19 protein-coding genes and 1 pseudogene are annotated in these 18212 nt (G+C 73.6%); 12 read left to right on the top strand and 8 right to left on the bottom strand.

Going from position 1 to position 18212, the window contains the following annotated elements:
* Window positions 1–264: 264 nt before the first annotated feature.
* Window positions 265–549: a hypothetical protein gene (locus tag ACIP4O_RS30495; protein WP_401579436.1), complete on the top strand. Its 285-nt coding sequence runs from the start codon at window positions 265–267 to the stop codon at window positions 547–549.
* A 7-nt stretch (window positions 550–556) separates the two neighbouring features.
* Here ACIP4O_RS30495 and ACIP4O_RS30490 read toward each other — a convergent pair whose 3' ends face one another.
* From ACIP4O_RS30490 to ACIP4O_RS30470, 5 genes are all read right to left on the bottom strand, one after another.
* Window positions 557–1270, bottom strand: coding sequence for an HAD-IA family hydrolase (locus ACIP4O_RS30490; RefSeq protein ID WP_361335403.1), 714 nt, complete (start codon window positions 1268–1270; stop codon window positions 557–559).
* A 31-nt stretch (window positions 1271–1301) separates the two neighbouring features.
* Window positions 1302–1991 (bottom strand): phosphatase PAP2 family protein, encoded by a 690-nt coding sequence (locus ACIP4O_RS30485; RefSeq protein WP_401579433.1) that lies wholly within the window; start codon window positions 1989–1991, stop codon window positions 1302–1304.
* Window positions 1992–2104: 113 nt separating this feature from the next.
* Window positions 2105–3040, bottom strand: coding sequence for a M56 family metallopeptidase (locus ACIP4O_RS30480; protein ID WP_361335398.1), 936 nt, complete (start codon window positions 3038–3040; stop codon window positions 2105–2107).
* Window positions 3041–3190: 150 nt separating this feature from the next.
* On the bottom strand, window positions 3191–3754 hold the full coding sequence (locus ACIP4O_RS30475) for a DUF5134 domain-containing protein (RefSeq protein ID WP_401579431.1): 564 nt from the start codon (window positions 3752–3754) through the stop codon (window positions 3191–3193).
* A 160-nt stretch (window positions 3755–3914) separates the two neighbouring features.
* Complete coding sequence (locus tag ACIP4O_RS30470; RefSeq protein ID WP_401579429.1) at window positions 3915–4853, bottom strand: sugar phosphate isomerase/epimerase family protein; 939 nt, start codon at window positions 4851–4853, stop codon at window positions 3915–3917.
* 163 nt (window positions 4854–5016) lie between these two features.
* Here ACIP4O_RS30470 and ACIP4O_RS30465 point away from each other — a divergent pair, with 163 nt between their 5' ends.
* The 5 genes from ACIP4O_RS30465 (at window position 5017) to ACIP4O_RS30445 (ending at window position 9889) form a co-directional block, all read left to right on the top strand.
* Window positions 5017–6759 (top strand): FUSC family protein, encoded by a 1743-nt coding sequence (locus ACIP4O_RS30465; RefSeq protein ID WP_401579427.1) that lies wholly within the window; start codon window positions 5017–5019, stop codon window positions 6757–6759.
* Complete coding sequence (locus tag ACIP4O_RS30460) at window positions 6756–7292, top strand: MarR family winged helix-turn-helix transcriptional regulator (RefSeq protein WP_401579425.1); 537 nt, start codon at window positions 6756–6758, stop codon at window positions 7290–7292. The genes ACIP4O_RS30465 and ACIP4O_RS30460 overlap by 4 nt, the downstream gene beginning before the upstream one ends.
* Before the next feature lie 57 nt (window positions 7293–7349).
* Window positions 7350–7886 carry a hypothetical protein gene (locus ACIP4O_RS30455; protein WP_401579423.1) on the top strand — a complete coding sequence of 179 codons (537 nt, stop codon included), beginning with the start codon at window positions 7350–7352 and terminating at the stop codon, window positions 7884–7886.
* 213 nt (window positions 7887–8099) lie between these two features.
* Window positions 8100–8384 carry a DUF3311 domain-containing protein gene (locus ACIP4O_RS30450; protein WP_361335379.1) on the top strand — a complete coding sequence of 95 codons (285 nt, stop codon included), beginning with the start codon at window positions 8100–8102 and terminating at the stop codon, window positions 8382–8384.
* Window positions 8381–9889, top strand: a complete 1509-nt coding sequence (locus ACIP4O_RS30445) for a sodium:solute symporter (protein WP_401579421.1) — start codon at window positions 8381–8383, stop codon at window positions 9887–9889. The genes ACIP4O_RS30450 and ACIP4O_RS30445 overlap by 4 nt, the downstream gene beginning before the upstream one ends.
* 100 nt (window positions 9890–9989) lie before the next feature.
* Here the strand turns inward: ACIP4O_RS30445 and ACIP4O_RS30440 are convergent, their stop codons facing one another.
* Complete coding sequence (locus ACIP4O_RS30440) at window positions 9990–10856, bottom strand: aquaporin (RefSeq protein WP_401579419.1); 867 nt, start codon at window positions 10854–10856, stop codon at window positions 9990–9992.
* A 267-nt stretch (window positions 10857–11123) separates the two neighbouring features.
* Here ACIP4O_RS30440 and ACIP4O_RS30435 point away from each other — a divergent pair, with 267 nt between their 5' ends.
* A complete protein-coding gene (locus tag ACIP4O_RS30435) occupies window positions 11124–11669 on the top strand; it encodes a GNAT family N-acetyltransferase (protein ID WP_401579417.1) in 546 nt (181 codons plus the stop codon).
* A 33-nt stretch (window positions 11670–11702) separates the two neighbouring features.
* Here the strand turns inward: ACIP4O_RS30435 and ACIP4O_RS30430 are convergent, their stop codons facing one another.
* Window positions 11703–12386 (bottom strand): glycerophosphodiester phosphodiesterase, encoded by a 684-nt coding sequence (locus tag ACIP4O_RS30430; protein WP_401579414.1) that lies wholly within the window; start codon window positions 12384–12386, stop codon window positions 11703–11705.
* A gap of 523 nt (window positions 12387–12909) precedes the next feature.
* Between ACIP4O_RS30430 and ACIP4O_RS30425 the strand changes: the two genes are divergently transcribed.
* The 3 genes from ACIP4O_RS30425 to ACIP4O_RS30415 are packed head-to-tail and all read left to right on the top strand — an operon-like array spanning window position 12910 to window position 16168.
* Complete coding sequence (locus tag ACIP4O_RS30425; RefSeq protein ID WP_401579412.1) at window positions 12910–14307, top strand: DUF6421 family protein; 1398 nt, start codon at window positions 12910–12912, stop codon at window positions 14305–14307.
* A complete protein-coding gene (locus tag ACIP4O_RS30420; RefSeq protein WP_401579410.1) occupies window positions 14304–15101 on the top strand; it encodes an SDR family NAD(P)-dependent oxidoreductase in 798 nt (265 codons plus the stop codon). Before ACIP4O_RS30425 ends, ACIP4O_RS30420 begins: the two co-directional genes overlap by 4 nt.
* Before the next feature lie 5 nt (window positions 15102–15106).
* Window positions 15107–16168, top strand: a complete 1062-nt coding sequence (locus ACIP4O_RS30415; RefSeq protein ID WP_401579438.1) for a threonine aldolase family protein — start codon at window positions 15107–15109, stop codon at window positions 16166–16168.
* Between the two features lie 186 nt (window positions 16169–16354).
* Here the strand turns inward: ACIP4O_RS30415 and ACIP4O_RS30410 are convergent, their stop codons facing one another.
* On the bottom strand, window positions 16355–17080 hold the full coding sequence (locus ACIP4O_RS30410; protein WP_361335358.1) for a lysophospholipid acyltransferase family protein: 726 nt from the start codon (window positions 17078–17080) through the stop codon (window positions 16355–16357).
* 492 nt (window positions 17081–17572) lie between these two features.
* On the opposite strand from ACIP4O_RS30410, the gene ACIP4O_RS30405 reads away from it, so the two are divergent.
* Window positions 17573–17878 carry a thioredoxin family protein gene (locus ACIP4O_RS30405; RefSeq protein ID WP_361335438.1) on the top strand — a complete coding sequence of 102 codons (306 nt, stop codon included), beginning with the start codon at window positions 17573–17575 and terminating at the stop codon, window positions 17876–17878.
* 242 nt (window positions 17879–18120) lie between these two features.
* Window positions 18121–18212: pseudogene (locus ACIP4O_RS30400) on the top strand (electron transfer flavoprotein subunit beta); the annotation flags it as partial.

Here is an 18212-nt window from a genome sequence, read left to right as displayed (position 1 = left end):
CGCGCGCGATCTCGTCCAGACGGCGCTTACGAATCACATGGGTCGGCTCGCCCTTGCCCGACCCCGACCCCCACCCCCACCCCCCCCCCCCCCCCCCCCCCCCCCCCCCCCCCCACCAAACCCCCCCCCCCCCCCCCCCCCCCCCCCCCCCCCCCCCCCGGGGGGCCCCCCCCCCCCCCCCGGGGGGGCCCCCCCCCCGGGGGGGCCCCCCCGCCCGTACGCCGTGGGAGGCCCACGTGAGGCAACCGCGAGACGAGGAGCGCGATGACACAGCCGCCGCGGGGGACCGACTGGGCCGCCCGTGCCGCCGAAGGGTGGCGGCTCGCCCCGTACGCCGGGGACCCGGCCGCTGACACGGTCCTGCTCGCGCTGCTCCTCGACGCGTCGGACAGCGCCGTGAGCCGTCGTACGGCCGAGGCGCTGGCACGTACGCATTCGCCCGCCGCCGCGCGGCTGCTGACCGAGGCGCTCGCCCGCGCCGACGCGGCCCACGGCGACTGGATCGAGACCGGCGTCGAGGACGCGACCGCGCCCCCGCCGACCCGCTGAGCCCCTCTCAGGCCGCCGCGTCCACCAGCCCCAGCACCGGCCGCAGCCCCGCCGGACGGGACGTCACCGGCAAGTGCTCCACGAAGTGGACCGCGCAGCCGAGGGCGCTCGCGCCGCCGTCCGCCTCGCGGCTGTCGCCCACCATCAGGGTCTCCGGGCCGCTCGCGCCGAGCAGCCCGCACGCCGTCGCGAACAGCCGCGCGTCCGGCTTCTGCACTCCGTGCTCGAACGAGAGCGTGTACGCGTCCACGAAGGCGTCGAGCCCGTGCGCCAGGAACACGGGACGGATGTCCCAGCCGACGTTGCTCACCACCCCGACCCGGATGCCCCGCGCCCGCAGGCCCGCGAGCACGTCGTGCGCGTCCGGGTAGGGCCGCCAGCCCTCGGGCCGCATGTGCCGCGCGTACAACTCCTCGTGCAGCGCGTCGTCCGGCAGCGGTACGTGCCGGGACAGCCCCGTGTACGCGGCCCGGTGCGCCGCCGCGCTCTCGTCCCGCACGGGCCACAGCTCCGCCGTACGCGCGTCGGGAAACCGCACCGGCGCGCCCGGAGCACCGCCCGGCTGCGCCCCCACCCGCTCCAGCGCCGCCGCCAGCTCCACGATCCGCGCCTCCGGCAGGACGTGCCCCCTCGCGGCGAGCGCCCCACGCAGCCACTCCTCGGCCGGCTCGATGCGCAACAGGGTGCCGGAGAAATCGAAAAGGACCGTCTTGATCGTCATACGAGGATCCTCGGGGCGGCCCCGGGCCCGGTCAAGACGTCCCTCGGTCGCGCCGCGGCCCTGTCCCGGCCACGACGAGCAGCGCCCCGAGCAGCCAGCCGCCCACCACGTCGCTCGGCCAGTGCACCCCGAGCCACACCCGCGTCAGCCCCACCCCGACGACGCTCACCACCAGCAGCGCGCCCACCGCCCACAGCACCGGACGTGGCGCCCCGTACCCCCGCAGCACCCACCACAGGAGCCCACTCACCACCGTCGCGGTCAGCGCGTGGCCGGAGGGATACGCGGCGAAGTGCGCGGAGTCCACCGGGTCGGGCCACACCGGCCGCTCCCGGCCCACCGCCGCCTTGATCAGCTGCTGGAGCACCGTGCCCAGGAGACACACCACCGCGATCCGCACGGCGCGATCCCGTGCTCCGCGCGCGAGCAGCCACACCACGAGAAGCGCGGCGAGCAACCGGAACGTCCACGGGTCCCACACCCAGTCGCTCAGCACCCGGCACGTGTGCGTCAGGCCCTCGTGCCGCACGGCCTGCCGGTGAGCGGAGCGGGCCAGCGAGGAATCGAGCGAGAGCAGCGGCCGCCACGAGGCGGCCACGAGAGCGAGGAGGAGCGCCGAGAGCGCGCCGAGGACGAGAGCCGCCGTGCCCCGCCGCCGTGCGCGCGTGGGCCTCCCGTGCCCCGGCGGGGTGCGGGCGGTACCGGTGGTCGCTGGAGCCATACGGGTTTCCTCGGTGGGGCTGCGGGCGGAAGGGGACACGCGCATCGTGTGCCCGCAGCGCGGGCCGCATGCGACGCGTACGTCCGCAGAGCCTACGGCTCCCGCCCGCCGCCTCAGCCGAGCACGCGCAGGGCGGGAACGAGCGCGACGAGTACGGGAACGAGCGGGACGAGCGCGCCCGCGGCCGTCCACTGGAGCCTGCGGCCCGCCGTCAGCCGCGGGTGCGCCTTCAGGAGCCGGTCCACGCGGCGCGGTACGTCGGCGTGAGGTGAGGGCGCCGGGCCGAAGACGCCCCTGTCCTCGTTCAGCTCGACGAGCGCGAGGGCCGTGGTCAGACGTCCGAAGCGGCGCGAGGCGACGTCGTCGGCCGCGAGTTCCACGAGCCGGTGCATCTCGTCGCGGAACGCGGCGAAGACCGGGACCTGCGGAAACCCCCGGGCGAGCGCCCCCGAGCAGTAAAGGAGCCAGTCGTGACGCGCGTGCGCGTGGCCGAGTTCATGGGCGAGGACCGCGTCGAGCTTGCGGCCCTTGAGCCGGCGCAGCGCCGCCGTGGTGACCACGAGCTGCGGGGGAGTGCCGGGCAGCCACCACGCCTCGGGCTTCTCGCCCTCCAGTACCCGCAGCCGCTCCTTGGCGGGCCCCTCGCCCGGGAGCCGCGGCGAGCGCGTCCTGAGCGCCGCGCGCTCGGCGCGCCTGCGCCGCCTGCTCTCGCGGATCTCCCGGGTCAGCATCGCAGCGGTCCAGGCCCCGCCCGCCGCGAGGACGAGCGCGGTCGCTCCCGCCCAGGGGCCCGTGGTGCCGAGCGCGTACGCGTCGATCACCCCGTGCGGCGCGGAGGCGAAGAGCTGCCCGCGCACCGCCTTCCAGGCCGCCGCCGCGCTCAGCGCCATCGCGAGGGCGCAGCACATGAGCACGCCCCCGACGACGCACTGCCACAGCCACAGCGCCACGATCGGCTCGCGGTCCGTCCACGGGACACGGGCGATCACGCGAGGAGCGAGCACGGCGGTGAGCGCGCCGAGCAGGAGCAGGGCCACCGGGACCATCATGCGTCCAGCCTATGGGGGAGGCCGGTTCGGAAGATACAGGCTTTCGTGGCAAGTGACGCACACCACGGGAGATCGCGCCCCGCTACACGGCGCGCACGCCCCGTGCGCGCGCCGTACGGCGGCGTTCCGCGCGGCGGCGAGGCGCGGGGCTCACACCGTCAGCAGCATCGCGAGCATCCCCGTCGCCATCGCGAGCCGACAGGCCCGTACGACCTCGGTGCGACCCGTCCAGTGCGTGGGCGCGGGGCTCTGCGGGCCGCCGCCTGCCGGGACGAGGCGTGTGCCGGTGCGGAGCACGTAGGCCGCGTAGTAGACGAGGAGCAGCCCCGTGACCAGGGGGGTTCCCCCCGACATGTGACCGCCGCCGTGGCCGGTGTGCCCGGCGGGGGCGCTCGCCATCGCCCAGGCCATGTAGACCATGGCGAGGGTGCCGACGAGGTGGTGCGCGTGGTGTGCCGAGCCCGCGCGCGCCGCCCACAGCGCCCGCAGCGCCGCGGCGCCGAAGACGACGGCATAGCAGACCCAGGTCCACGACGGCGGCCGGAGCACGGCGGCGGGCACCGCCATGACCGCCATCGCGAGACCCATGAGCGCTTCCCCGCCCGCCGTGCCCCGCACGCCCTGACCGGGATCGCGCATGCGCAGCAGGCAGTACGCCGACGTGGCCGCGCACAGCGCGACGAGCAGCCAGGCGGCCGGTCCCGGAGCGTGCACGGCGATCCTCCCCGTCGAGAGCCTCAAGGGCCGTGAGTCATGACGGAGGGGACCTGCCCACGGCAGACGGCGCCCAAGGGGTCGCACGGGGGTACGCGAGGGGCGCGGGTGGGTGAAGGCGAGCCGTGCCGTGCGAGCGGACCCCCGTACGAGTGCCGCCTCAGAGCGCTCCGGGCATCCGGCGGCGGCCGTGCGGGAAGGCCGGGGGAAGGTCCGCGGCCGCCTGGCCCCCGGTCGCGGGCGAGGGGGAGTGGGGGCGGACGCCGTCGACGGGGCGGCCGGGGAAGTCGGCCTCCTCCAGGACGCCGACGCACGCGCGGTGGACCTGGCGCGCGGTGAGGCGGGGGTCCTGGACGTCGAGCATGTCGGAGACGACCTCGGCGGCGAGCGAGGCCCGGACGCCGTGGGCGCGCAGCGTGTCCAGCATCCCCGCCACATGGCCGCCGCCCTCGCCCGGCAGGAGCCGGTGGTGGCGGGCCTCGTAGCGCGGGTCGCGCAGCGGGGTGCGCAGCGCGTCGGCGAGCTGGACGGCGATGATCCGCTCGGCGGGGACGGGGGCCAGATCGGCGGCGGTCGCGCCGGAGCGCGCCCAGTGCCAGCAGTCGACGAGGATGCCGCCGTTCGCGTCCCCCGCCGCCGCCACGACCTCCCAGGCCGCGCCGATCGTCGGGATGCCCGCGTACGGGAGGAACTCGAGTGCCGCGCGCGCCCCGTTCGCGGCGGCCTTGCGGCACACGTCCGCGAAGCCGGCGGCCAGCTCGTCGAGCGGACGCGCGGCGAAGACCGTGGCGTGGACGCGTTCGGGGCGGAACAACTCGACGAGCCGCCCCGCGAGCAGGTCGTCCTCGCGCGCCCGCCGGTCGGCGGCCCCGCCCCAGGCCGTGAGCAGCTCGACCTCGGTGACGCGCAGTCCGCGCGCGGCCAGCAGGTCGGCCATCCCGCGGTCGGTCCACCCGGCCTCCAGCGCGTCCTTGTACTGCTCCACGGACAGGCCGAGGCCCTGGAAACCCGCCTCGGCGGCAGCCCCCACCCGGGTGCCGAAGGGCACGGCGCGAAGAGTCTGGGCACTGAGGGTCAGCTCGTAGGACACGAGGCTCATCCTAACTTCGGCGCGCTCAACTGGGGAAACTCCGGCCCTTACGAGTGATTCCCGGACCGCGCGGCCGGTGCGGCGCGGGCCTGGCCGCGTGCCGGGAACTCCGGCCGAGGGGCACTCAGTGCCGAAATCATTCACGAGTAAAACACCTGTTAAGCTTATGGGTATGAGCAGCCCGTCCACCGCCCCCGCACGTCCCCGCGTCACCAAGCTCCCGCTCGCCGGAGTGCTGCGTCCCGGCAGACTCAACGACCTCTGGTTCAAGCCGGCGACCGGCAACGTCGCCTCGATGCTCGTGCCGATGGTCGTCCTCCTGCTGCTCGACCGCCTCGACCTCGCCCCATACACGATGGCCGGCTCGCTGTGCGCGCTCTACGGCCACAACATCCCCTACGCCCGGCGCGCCCGCGTCGTCCTCTGGGTCGTCGCGGGGATGCTCTCCGGCCTCGCCGTCGCCATGCTCACCTCGGCCGCCACCGACTCCGTCGCCCTGCTCGTGCTCGTCGGCGCCGCGCTCGCCGCACTCCAGAAAGTGGTGTGCGAGGCGACGGGCATCGGCGCCCCGGGGCCCGTGATCTTCGCCTTCGTCAGCTCGGCGACCCTCTTCGTCCCGCAGACCTTCGACGCGATACCCGGCCACCTCGGCCTCGCGGCCGGTGCCGCGGCCCTCTCCTGGTGCGTGACCATGGCCCCCGGGCTCCTGCGGCCCAACGGGCCCGAGCGCCGCGCCACCGCGCGGGCCCTCGAAGCCACCGCGGCCCTGCTCATGGGCGAGCACTCCGGCCCCGCCCACGACCGGGCCCGCTCCGCCGCCGCGGCGGCGGTCGAGGCCGCCTGGCACTCCCTCTACGCGGCACGGCGCCGCACCCCCGTACGCCGCGCGCTCGAACGCCTCCTCGTCCGCGCCGAGACGGCGCTCGCCTCCCCCCAGGAGGCCGACGCCGCCCTCCTCGCCGACTACGCCTCGCAGGTGCGGGGCACCCGGCCGCTGCCCCACGTCGAAGGACTGGACGAGAACGCCCTGAGCGAACTCGCCGGTATCGACATCGAACGGGCCACCCGCCCCCGCGCGCAGCACCCGCTGCTGCGCGCCTTCGCCCCCGGCTCCCCGCTCCTGCCCGTACTCGCCCGGGTCTTCCTCGGCTCCCTCCTCGCCGGACTCGCCGCCTGGGGCATCGGCAGCGACCGCCCCTACTGGGCGATCGTCACCGCCCTGTCGATCTTCCAGACCAACGTCACGACGACGTGGACCCGCGCGATCCAGCGTGTCTTCGGCAATCTCGTCGGCGTCGGCGTCTTCGCCGCCCTCGCCCCGCTCGCCCGCGCCACGCCCGCCGCGCTCGTCGTCCTCGTCCTGTGCCTGTGCTTCGCCGCCGAGGCGTTCATGCCGCGCAACTACTGGATGGGCCAGATCTGGGTGACCCCCATGGCGCTCCTCGTCAGCGAGTTCGCCGCCGCGCACCCCACCGGGGAACTCGTGGGGGACCGCGTGCTCGACAGTGTGGTCGGCGCCCTCGTCGGCATCGCCGCCGCGTTCTTCGTGACCAACCGGCGCGCGGGCGCCCACCTGGAGCGCGCCCTCACCGCCGCCGAGGCCGCTCAGCGCGAGACCGAGGCGCTCCTCGCCCGCCCCGGGGCGAGCCCCGCCGCACTGGAGCGCGCCCGGCGCGGGCTCACCGGGGCCCTCGTCGCCGTGCGCGCCGCCGCCGACGCGGCCGCGGGCGAGTGGTGGCAGCGTGCGCTGCCCGAGGAGCGGGTGCTCGACGCGGAGCGGGCCGGACACCGTACGCTCGCGTCGACAGTCGCACGTCAGGGCTTCCTGGCCGCGGGCGGTCGGCCCGAGCGGGCCACCGCCACCGCCGAGGAGGCGGTTCGACGTGCCAGGCCCCAGGAGGACACCCCCGTATGACCACGGCGAACGATCCGGCCGAGCCTGCCCGCCACGACTCGGTGGCCACCGTCGTACGGCAGTGGCGTTCGGTGCACCCCGGCATCGACACCGCGCCGATGGAGCTGATCGGCCGGGTCAATCGCTGCGCCGCCCTCTTCCAGCAGGCCGAGGACGCGCCCCTGCGGCGCGGCGGGCTCAGCCGCGCCGAGTTCGACGTACTCGGCGCGCTGCGCCGCACGGGCGACGAACTGACCCCCGGCGAGCTGGCCCGCGAGACGTACTCCTCGGGCGCCGCCGTCACCAAGCGGCTGCGCAGACTCCAGGAGCGCGGGCTCGTCGAGCGCAGGACCGATCCGCACGACCGGCGGGTCAGCAGGGTCACTCTCACGGAGGCGGGCACCGCCCTCGTCGACGACCTCCTGCCCGACCAGCTCTCCTTCGAGTCCGCCGTACTCGACGGACTGCCGCAGGACGAGCGCGAACGGCTCGTGGGGCTGCTCGGCGAACTCCTCGGCCAGCTCGAAGGACGCCTCGGCGGCCCGAGGTACTGAGCCGCGGGCCGGAAAACAGGCTGCCCCGCGGGCCGGGGCCTGCGAGTGTGGTCGCTCATGACCACGTACGAACTCCTCCTCATCGGCGGCGGCGCGGGCGTCGGCAAGACCAGCGTCGGCTTCGAGGTCTCCGCCGCCCTGCGCGAGGCGGGGACGGCGCACTGCCTCATCGAGGGCGACTTCATGGACCAGATCCACCCCGCCCCCGCCGAAGACCCGCACCGCTCCGCCATCACCGAGCGCAACACCGCCGCCGTCTGGGCGAACTACGCGGCCCTCGGCCAGCGCCGCCTCGTCTACACGAACACCGTGAGCGTCCTCGAAGCGCCCATGCTCACGCGGGCCATGGGCGGCGGCGAGGTCAGGACCACCCTCGTCCTGCTCACCGCCCGGGCAGCCACCGTGCGCGAGCGGCTCACCGCCCGTGAGATCGGCTCCGAGGCCGAGGCCCACATCGAACGGAGCCTGCGCATGGCGCGCCGCCTGGACGCGGAGGCCCCGGCGGCCACGGTGCGCATCGCGACCGACGGGCGGTCCGTGCCGGACATCGCGGCCGACGTGGTGCGGGCGAGCGGCTGGGCGGCGGACGGCTGAAGCCCCTCCCGCCGAGCGGCTGTGCGGCGGACGGCTCAAGCCCCTCCCCGTCGAGCGGCTGGGCGGCCGAGCGGCGGACGGCTGAAGCCCGCCTTCCCCGTACCAAGATCGCCGGGTTGACCCCGCCCCCGCGCCGGGGAAGAGTACGCCCGGTCCCGCTCCCCGCGAGGCCGTCCGTCCCCGCAGTCCCGCCCACGAAGGACCCCGATCCCCATGCCCCCCGCACCTCCTGACGAGGCGCCCGAGACCGCCCGTGTGCGCCGTCCCGCACTGTGGCTGCTGCTCGTGCCCGCGCTGCTCTACGTCCTCGCCCCGCTCGTCGCCAACCGCGTCGAACCGCGCGTGTTCGGCCTGCCCTTCCTGTGGGCCTGGGTCATCGGCGCCACGATCCTGAGCCCGCTCCTCATCTGGCTCACCGCCCGCCTCGACCCCGTCTACCGCGCGAACGCCCCCGAACCCCTCGCGGGCGACACCACCACCGAAGGGCGCAGGCCATGAGCGGCTCCGCCGTCCTCGCCACCACTGTCTTCGGCCTCGCCATGGCGGCCACCGTCCTCATCGGCCTGTGGAGCGCGCGCGGGCGCGCGAAGGGCCTCGCCGAGTGGTCCCTGTCGGGGCGCGGCCTCGGCGTGCTCTTCGTCTGGGTCCTCATGGCGGGGGAGACGTACACGAGCTTCTCGTTCCTCGGCACCGCCGGGTGGACGTACTCGATGGGCTCGCCGATCCTCTACCTCGTCGCGTACCTGACGGTCGGTTTCGCCGTCGCGTACCTCGCCGGCCCCGCGCTGTGGACCTACGCGGGCCGCCATCGCCTCGTCTCCATCGCGGACATCGCGGAGCACCGCTTCCGCTCCCGCCCGCTCGGCATCCTCGTCGCACTCGTCGCGACCGTCTTCCTCGTGCCGTACATCCAGGTGCAGATCCAGGGCATGGGCGTCGTCGTCAACGCGATGACCTACGGCAGTGTCGACCTCAAGGTGGCGGCCGTTGTCTCCTTCGTCGTCGCCGAGCTGTTCGTCCTCGTCTCGGGGCTGCGCGGCTCGGCGTGGGTGAGCGTCTTCAAGGACGTGCTCGTCATCGGCAGCGTCGTCTTCCTGCTCGTTTACATCCCCGCGCACTACACCGACGGCGTCGGCCACCTCCTGGACCGCATGGTCACCGAGAAGCCCGAGTGGCTCACCTTCCCCGGGCACGCCTCGGGCGGCAAGGGCGCCGCGTGGTTCATCAGCACGGTGCTGCTCAACGCCGTCACCATCACCGTCTTCCCGACCACCGTCTCGGGCTACCTCAGCGCGGGCAACGCCAACGCCCTGCGCCGCAACTCGATCCTGCTGCCCTGGTACCAACTGCTGCTCTTCATCCCCATGACGGTCGGCGCGGTCGCGCTCTTCGCACTGCCCCAGCTCGGCAACCCCGACCTCGCCCTCTACCGCCTCGTCACCGACTCGCTCCCGGCCGGGGCCGTCGCCGTCATCGGTGTCGCGGGCGCGCTCTCGGCGATCGTGCCGATGAGCGTCTTCATGCTCTCCATCGGCACTCTGTGGGGCCGCACCGTCCTCGGCGGCGGCAACGGCTCCGATCCGCGCCACCCGCTGCGCCACCGCGACGAGGCCGAGGCCACACGCGCCGACCACCGCGCCAAGACGCTCTCGCAACTCGTCTGCCTCCTCGCGGGCCTCCTCGCCCTCCTCGGCGCCCTCATCCACCCCAGCACCCTCGTGGAACTCTCGGTCCTCTCCTACGAGGGCATCGCCCAGCTCGTGCCCACCGCGCTGCTCGCGCTCTTCTGGCCCCGGCTCGGCAAGAGCGCCGCCGTCAGCGGCATGCTCGTGGGACTCGCCGTGATGACCCTGCTCTGGGCCACGGACCGCGACCCCTGGCACGGCGTCAACGGCGGCCTCCTCGCGTTCGCCGCGAACCTCCTGGTCCTTCTCGTCGTGACCGCGCTGCGGCCCGCCGCGCCGCCCCGCGCCCCGGCGCCGGCGAAGGCCGCGCGGAACTGAGCGCGCGTACGTGCGCGAGGGGGCCGTACGGACGACAGGGCCCGCCTCCCTTCCGGGAAGCGGGCCCTCTCCTCCGTCGCCGCACCGGCGCGCGGGTGCCTCACTCCAGGTCCTTGTCGCGGCGCTCCGCCTCGGTCTCGGCGGCGCCCGCCGCACCGGTGGCGGAGCCCACCGGGCTCTCGGTGGCCGGCACCGGCGGGGTCCCCGCCTCGTGCTGGGCGGGCAGCCCGTGCGTCAGGAAGTGCACGATCACGGCGATCACCGCGCCCGCGAGCGGGGCGACGAGGAAGAGCCACACCTGGCTCATCGCGTTGTTGTCCGCGAAGATCGCCGGGCCGAGCGCACGCGCCGGGTTGACCGAGGTCCCCGTGAGCGGGATGCCGAGGAGGTGGATCACCGCGAGGCTCAGACCGATCGCCATCCCCGCCGGTCCCTTGGCGCCCTTGCCGTGCGTCGTGCACAGCACCACGAAGACGAGCAGCGCCGTCAGGATCGTCTCGGCGAGGAACGCGCCACCCGCCGAGATGTGCACGGGCGAGTTCGCGCCGTACCCGTCGGTGCCGAAGGACCCGCGTCCGGCCGCCTCGAAGATGGGCACCGAGTTCGCGAGCCAGGCCAGGAGCGCGGCACCGGCGGCACCACCGGCGAGCTGCATCACCCAGTAGCAGACCCCGGTCAGCGGCGAGATCCGGCGGCCGAGCACCATGCCGAGCGTGACGGCCGGGTTGACGTGGCAGCCCGAGATCGGGCCGATCGCGTACACGAGGGCCAGCAGGATGAAGCCGAAGGCCAGCGCGATGCCGAGCACCCCCACGAAGGGCTTGGCGAAGATCGCCACCCCCACCGCGAAGAACACCAGCGCCAGGGTGCCGAAGAACTCGGCGGCGAGCGCGTGCGGATCGACGTCCAGGGCGGCCCGCCGACTCCTCGTGGCCGAGGGCGCGTCCCGGGTGGCAGTTGTGCTCATGACATCCCCTTCGCGGGTGAGCGAGAGCCGGGACGAACGGACGGCGCGCGTCACCGATGACGACGCCGATATGACCTACGTCCCCTTTATGGCTTTTCGACCGTATCGCTCCGATCGGGTGATGTCGCGCGGAGTGGCGGCGAAGGCGCGACCGCACAGGGCGGGGCGCCGGTACGAGGCAGAGCCCGCCCCGCCCCGGCGGCGGGCGCGCTCGCTACCCTGGACGCCGCCCGCCCCCCGTGCCCCAGCCCGAAAGGCCCGCCCGTCATGACGACCCTCCCCGCACCCGCCGGTCTCTCCTTCCGTCCCGCCGAAGCCGCCGACGTCCCGGACCTCGTCGCCCTCGTCGAGTCCGCCTACCGGGGCGACAGCAGCCGCGCGGGCTGGACCACCGAGGCCCACCTGCTCGAAGGGCAGCGCACCGACCCGGAATCGCTGCGGGAGGTCATGGGGACGCCGGGAACGGTGCTGCTCGCCGTCGAGCGCGAGGGCGCACTCGTCGCCTGCTGCCAGGTGGCCCGCCAGGACGGGCACGGCTACTTCGGCATGTTCGCGGTGCGTCCGGGGCTCCAGGGCGCGGGGCTCGGCAAGGCGGTGCTCGCCGAGGCCGAGCGCATCGCCCGCGAGGACTGGGGGCTCGCCGAGATGCGCATGACGGTGATCTCGGCCCGCGAGGAACTGGTCGCCTTCTACGAGCGGCGCGGCTACCGCCGTACCGGCGAGCTGACCCCGTTCCCCTACGACGACGAGCGTTTCGGACTCCCGCAGCGGCCCGGACTCGCCTTCGAGCTGCTGATCAAGCCGCTGGCCTGAGCCGCCGGACACCGCCGCTTCCGGGCGTGCGGTTCAGGCCGCCTTGTGCGCCGCCCGCACGATCTCCGGTTCGTCCGTCGTCACGCCGTCGAGCCCGAGCGCGCGGGCGAGCGCGAAGCGCTCCGGCGTGTTCACCGTCCACGCCGTGACCCGCAGCCCCGCCTCGCGCGCCCGCTCCACCGTCTCCACCGTCAGTCGCCGGATGTTGAGCACGAGCCCCATCGCCCCGCACGCCGTGGCGCGCTCCACGACCTCGGGCCCGAAGCGGCTCGCCACGAGGCACGTCCGCACCCCGGGGACGAGGCGTGAGATCTCCACGAGCGCCTCGTCGTGGAAGGAGATCACCTCGACGCGCTCCACGAGATCCCGCGCGCGCATGACGTCCGCGAGGGCCTGCGCCGCCGCGACGTCCTTGATCTCGGCCTGGAGCGGCCCGTGGAGCGCGTCGAGCGCCTCCTCGAAGACCGGTACGCGTTCGCCGAGCCCCGCGTCGAGCAGCCGCAGCTCGGCGAGCGTCTGCTCGGCGATGTGCCCGCTGCCGTCGGTCGTGCGGTCTACCTCCGCGTCGTGCATCACGACGAGCGCCCCGTCCTTGCTCAGGTGCAGGTCCAGCTCCACGAGGTCGACCCCTTCCCGCTCGGCGCGGACGAAGGAGCGGAGGGTGTTCTCCGGCTCGACGCCCATCACTCCGCGATGACCGATGGCGAGGAAGGACACGGTGGACTCGCTTTCCGTTCAGGCGCTGGGCGCTCACTGCGGGACGCCGCCCCGCACTCCGCGGAGGCGCCCCGCTCGACCCTAGGCCCTGCCGTGTGACGGGCGGGTGGCGGGGAGGCGGCGCGTCCGTGCGCGTCGAGTCCGCTGATGCCGAGCAGGACGCCGGTCACGACGGCGCTCAGGACGAGGGTGCGGCGGGTCACGGGGCCTCCTGGGGTGTACGGGACGGTGCGTCGCTGAGCGTCGTACCGCCGCCGCGGGCGTGCGGTCAGCGACCTCGCCCGTACGTGGGCGCGCCGCGTACCGCGCTTGACGCCGGGGGCCGGGCGGCCGCGCAGGGGCGGAACCGGAGACGCGTGTTCGGCGAGAAACGGTCGGAAACCGCGCATGAACCCCGAGATCACCGGAAAAATGTCGGTGGACGGTCGTGTGGGCGGGACTATTTCCCGAGGTGGCCTTGTGGAGGTCCTGTCCGGACGCCTACGGTGGTCTGTACAGCGGTTTCTTCTGTGGAGGGTGTGGCATGACGGAGATTCTTGAACGGGCGACCACGGAAGGGCGCAAAGCTTCCGGCGAACGGCTCGCCGACCAGCCTGCCTGGAACCGCCTGAAGGACGCCGTCGAACGCATCCGCCCCTGGCAGCGCGAGGACGGCTCGGTCGACTTCGACGCCGAGAACGCGCCCCGCGCCGACGCGGTCCGCGCGGCCGTCGAGGCCATGGTGGCGGCGGTCCAGGAGCTGGCCCCCCGCGTCCCGCACGACGCCGCCTACCTCGAAGCGCTCGTCAAGGACCTGCGCCGCTGGGCCGAGGACGGCTTCCAAGTGCCCGACTTCCTCGACTCGCTCCTCGCCTTCCAGCCCGCCGCGCGCCGCGAGGACGGCCTCGAACACCTCGTCGTCTTCCCCATGTACACGCAGAACGGCAACCCCGACCGCAACTTCGAGGCCGTCGCCCTGCGCATGGTCTGGCCCGAGTGGCTCGCCGAGCTGGAGCGCACCCGCTACGACAACCCGCTCTTCTGCGGCATCACCTTCGAGGACTTCACGGCCGGCTACGACACCAACTCCGCCGTCCTCTTCCCCGAGACGATCGCGGTGCGCGAGGCCCCCGAGCGCTTCACCTGGGGCGGCATCTTCTGCGACCGCGAGGCCGCCCGCTTCCGCCGCGTGAGCGAGGCCGCCGTCGACGTCCTCGGCATCGAGCTCCCCGACGACGTCCGCGCCCTCCTCGCCGACCAGGACCGCTGCCAGGAGGCCTTCGTCCTGTGGGACATGGTCCACGACCGCACCCACAGCCACGGCGACCTGCCCTTCGACCCCTTCATGATCAAGCAGCGGCAGCCGTTCTGGATGTACGGGCTGGAAGAGCTGCGCTGCGACCTGACCGCCTTCAAGGAAGCCGTCAAGCTGGAGGCCGACGGCGTCGCCCAGGCCCGCGACGTGCAGAGCGCCGTCCTCTTCGACCGCATGTTCCGTTTCCCCGTCACCGGCGAGCGGCAGCGCAACTACGACGGACTCGGCGGCCAGCTCCTCTTCGCGTACCTCCACAAGCACGACGTCGTGCGCTGGACCGACAACAAGCTCAAGATCGACTGGGAGCGGGCGCCGCAGGTCACCAACGCCCTGTGCGCCGAGATAGAGACCCTCTACCGCGACGGCATCGACCGCCCCAAGCTCGTCCACTGGTTCGCGGGCTACGAGCTGGTCGCGCGCTACCTCGCACCGCACCCGGGATCGCGCTGGGCCAAGGGCCCGGACGCCCTCGACCTGTCGCTGCCCCCGCGCAAACTCGTCGACGACGTGCTTCCCGACGAGTTTCCGCTCAGCATGTTCTACGAGGCCCTTTCCAAGAAGCTCAAGCGCGTGATCGCCTCGACCCGCGGCATCACGGCGACGAGCCCGGAAGGCGCCGCCGCATGAGTGAGGACGGCCAGGAGGTGACCGGCATGAACGGTTTCGAGAACAGCACCGGGAACGGTTCGCTGGAGGGCGCCGTCATCGCGGTCGCCGGAGCGGGCGGCCCCGCCGGGCACGCGACCCTGCTGCGCCTCGCGCAGGCGGGCGCCACCGTGGTCGGCGCCGACGCCGATCCGGAGCGTCTCGCGGCGGGCGTCGACGCGGCCAGGTACGCGCACGGCGGGGCCACCGTCACCGCCGACACCGTCGACCTGCTCGACGGCCCCGCGACGACCGCGTGGGCCGAGGGCATCCAGAAGGAGTTCGGCCGTATCGACGGCCTCGTCCACCTCGTGGGCGGCTGGCGCGGCTCCGCCTCCTTCGACGCCACCGACCTCGCCGACTGGGACTTCCTGGAGAAGCTCCTGATCCGCACGGTCCAGAACACCTCGCTCGCCTTCGACGAGGCGCTGCGCCGCAGCGACCGGGGACGCTACGTCCTCATCAGCGCGGCCGGCGCCTCGAAGCCCACCTCGGGCAACGCCTGCTACGCGGCGGCCAAGGCCGCCGCCGAGGCGTGGACCCTCGCCCTGGCCGACTCCTTCCGCAAGGCGGGGGGCGAGGCCGGTCCGAGCGCGGCGGCTGCCATCCTGGTGGTGAAGGCGCTGGTGAACGACGCGATGCGCGCCGAACGTCCCAGCGCGAAGTTCTCGGGCTTCACGGACGTCAAGGACCTCGCCGAGGCCGTGGCCGGCGTCTGGGAACGCCCCGCACAGGAAATGAACGGACAGCGCCTGTGGCTGACCAAGAAGCCCTGACCGAGGTGGGCACCGCGACCCGCCGCCACCACGACCCCGCGATACGCGGCTTCGCCAGCGACAACTACGCCGGTGCCCACCCGGAGGTCCTCGCCGCGCTCGCCGTCGCCAACGGCGGGCACCAGGTGGCGTACGGCGGCGACGCCTACACCGAGCACCTCCAGGCGATCATGCGGGACCTCTTCGGCCCCCGCGCCGAGGCGTTTCCCGTCTTCAACGGGACCGGCGCCAACGTCGTGTCCCTCCAGGCCGTCACCGACCGCTGGGGCGCCGTCATCTGCGCCGACTCCGCGCACATCCACGTGGACGAGGGCGGCGCGCCCGAGCGCGTCGGTTCGCTCAAGCTCCTCACGGTGCCGACCCCGGACGGCAAGCTCACCCCCGAGCTGATCGACCGCGAGGCGTACGGCTGGGACGACGAGCACCGCGCGATGCCGCAGGCCGTCTCGATCACCCAGTCCACCGAACTCGGCACGCTCTACACGCCTGACGAGATCGCCGCGATCTGCGCCCACGCCCACGAGCGCGGCATGAAGGTCCACCTCGACGGCTCCCGACTCGCCAACGCGACGGCGGCTCTCGGCGTCCCGGTCAAGGCGTTCACCACCGATGCGGGCGTCGACCTGCTCTCCTTCGGCGGTACGAAGAACGGCATGGTCTTCGGCGAGGCGGTCGTGGTCCTGGATCCCGACGGCATCCGCCACATGAAGCACCTGCGCAAGCTCTCGATGCAGCTCGCCTCCAAGATGCGCTTTGTCTCCGCCCAGTTCGAGGCGCTCCTCGCCGACGGCCTCTGGCTGCGCTCCGCCGCCCACGCCAACGCGATGGCCCAGCGGCTCGCCGCCGGAGTGCGCGAGATCGACGGCGTCGAGATCCTCTACCCCGTGCAGGCCAACGGCGTCTTCGCCCGCCTCCCGCACGAGGTCACCGAACGCCTCCAGAAGCGCTACCGCTTCTACTACTGGGACGAGGCCGCCGGCTCCGTCCGCTGGATGTGCGCCTTCGACACGACCGAGGACGACGTGGACGGCTTCCTCACGGCCCTGCGCGAGGAGATGACACGCTGAGCCCGCGCCGTACGGCTCCGGCTCCACCGGCTCATCGGCTTTGACGAGGGCCTTTGACGAGGGCTTTGGCGAAGGCTTTGGCGAGCGAAAGCGGCCCGGCCCCCACCTGGGGCCGGGCCGCTTCCTGCCGCGCGCCCGTCTTCTCCCGTACGAGCGGTGCACGGGGACGACGGCGGCGCGCCGCGCTCAGCCGGCCTGCGCCTTCGCGGCCTCCGCCGTCGGGGCGCTGCCGCCGAGGTGCGCCGGCATCCACCAGCTGTCCTCGGGGCCCTTCGGTCGCGCCGGGTAGGCGCGCTGCGCCGCCTCCAGCAGCTCCTGCACGTGCTCGCGCAGGCGCCGCGTGAGCGTGCCCGCGTACTGGTCGGCGGGGGCGTGGAAGCGCTCCCCGATCCGCATCGTGATGGGCAGGTGGGACCGCTTCAGGTTGCGCGGCCTGCCCTTCGTCCACATCCGCTGCGTTCCCCACAGGGCCATGGGCACGAGCGGCACCCCGGCCTCCTGGGCGAGCCGCACGGCGCCTGTCTTGAAGGACTTGAGCGTGAACGAGGGCGAGATGGTGGCCTCGGGGAAGACCCCCACGACCTCGCCGGCGCGCAGCGAGTCCAGCGCGTGCGCGTACGCGTTCTCGCCCTGCTTGCGGTCGACCGGGATGTGCTTCATCCCGCGCATGAGCGGCCCGGAGATCTTGTTCTGGAAGACCGACTCCTTGGCCATGAAGCGCACGAGGCGCTTCTGCGGCAGGGCGGCGAGGCCGTCGAAGATGAAGTCGAGGTAGCTGATGTGGTTGCTGACGAGGACCGCGCCACCGGTCCGGGGAATGTTCTCCGAGCCCTTGCAGTCGATTTTGAGGTCGAGCGCCGCGAACATCGTGCGCATGAGACCGATGACCGGACGGTAGACGAGCTCAGCCATGGGTGGCGAGGACCCTTCATGTCTGCCGGCCCCCGGGGACGAGCGGTCCGGCGTGAAGTTACGCAGCCGTAGGTTTGCGGCATTGCGCAGATCGTGCCCGATGAACGAACGAGGAGCCAGCCCTGGTGCCCGAAGCGCGGGAGATTCACGTCACGTCCGCCCCGGGAACCCAAGCCCCGCACCGGCCATCGGGCCTTCCCCCTGCTTTTCCCCGAACGCGCGCCGCCATGCGCGACGAGCGCGGGCGGACACGTTTCCGGGCCCGGGAATCGGCCGCACGGGACGGGTGCTGAGAAAGTGGCAGGACGGAACGGGGGCAGGCCCATGACGAGGGAAGGCGGCGCGAGGCGCGTGCGCGAGCGGGATGGCGAAGACGCGGTCGAGACGGGAACCGACGTCGCGGACACCGGTGCCGCGGGGCACGGGATCGCGGAGCCCGGTCCCGCGAAGCCGGGCGCGGCGGGGGAGGGGCACGCCCCGGACTGGGCGCGGCTGTTCGCGAGCGGCGGCCTGGGGGAGGCGCGGCTGGGGGAGCGCGCCACGCTCGTACAGTTTTCGACCGCCTTCTGCCAGCCGTGCCGGGCGACGCGCCGGGTGCTCGACCAGGTCGCCGGTCTCGTCCCGGGCGTCACGCACGTGGAGATCGACGCCGAGGACCATCTTGGCCTCGTCCGTGTCGCGGGCATCGACGCGACGCCCACCGTCCTCTTCCTCGACGCCGAGGGGCGCGAGGTGCGCCGCGCGAACGGGGCCCCGCGCCGCGACCAGGTGCTCACGGCGCTCGCCCGGATGCTCTGAGGCGAGGTCTTCCCTTCGAGTGGCCCTTGGTGCGGCGTCGGTGCCGGTCGGCACGAGGCACGTCCGGGGTTGGCAAGGTCACAGCGCAAAGCGCTTGCTCAGCGGGCAGGCTCTTTGTGTACTACTGATGAGTAATATTTCGGTCGGAGCGCCCGCCGCCCCAGCCGGGATTCGCCACTTCAGGCGCCTATGCTGCGGGCAGGACGCAGCCGAGTAACCGACGATGCAGTAGGAGAGCCGGCGTGAGCTTGAGGATCGTTGTCTGTGTGAAGTACGTGCCGGACGCGACGGGTGACCGGCATTTCGCCGATGACCTGACGTTGGACCGTGAGGA

It is taken from the genome of Streptomyces sp. NPDC088923 (genome assembly GCF_044749745.1).
Taxonomy (GTDB): Bacteria; Actinomycetota; Actinomycetes; order Streptomycetales; family Streptomycetaceae; genus Streptomyces.
This window is presented reverse-complemented; position numbering and strand designations above follow the sequence as displayed.